Below are 211 nucleotides of genomic sequence, written 5' to 3'. Positions count from 1 at the left end.
CTGGAGCCGCGACGTGATGTCGTGCAGCACGTTCTTCACGGTGCGCTCGGAGTAGGCCAGCTGGCAGGCGATCTCGCCCGTGTCGCAGCCGTCCGCCACCAGGCGCAGCACCTCGATCTCGCGCGCGGCCAGGCCGTTGAAGGCGATGCCCTTCGGCCCGAGTACGCCGCGCTGGAGGGCACCGACCTGGTCGAGGAGCCGGCCGAGCAGG

1 protein-coding gene is annotated in these 211 nt (G+C 71.6%); it reads right to left on the bottom strand.

Annotation, left to right across the window (positions count from 1 at the left end; translation table 11 throughout):
- Window positions 1-211 (bottom strand): helix-turn-helix domain-containing protein (locus ACOADB_RS26865; protein WP_378606268.1); only part of this gene is annotated, 211 nt, incomplete at both ends.

Origin of the sequence: Nocardioides sp. CPCC 206348 (genome assembly GCF_048654705.1) — a bacterium.
Classification (GTDB): domain Bacteria; phylum Actinomycetota; class Actinomycetes; order Propionibacteriales; family Nocardioidaceae; genus Nocardioides.
This window is presented reverse-complemented; position numbering and strand designations above follow the sequence as displayed.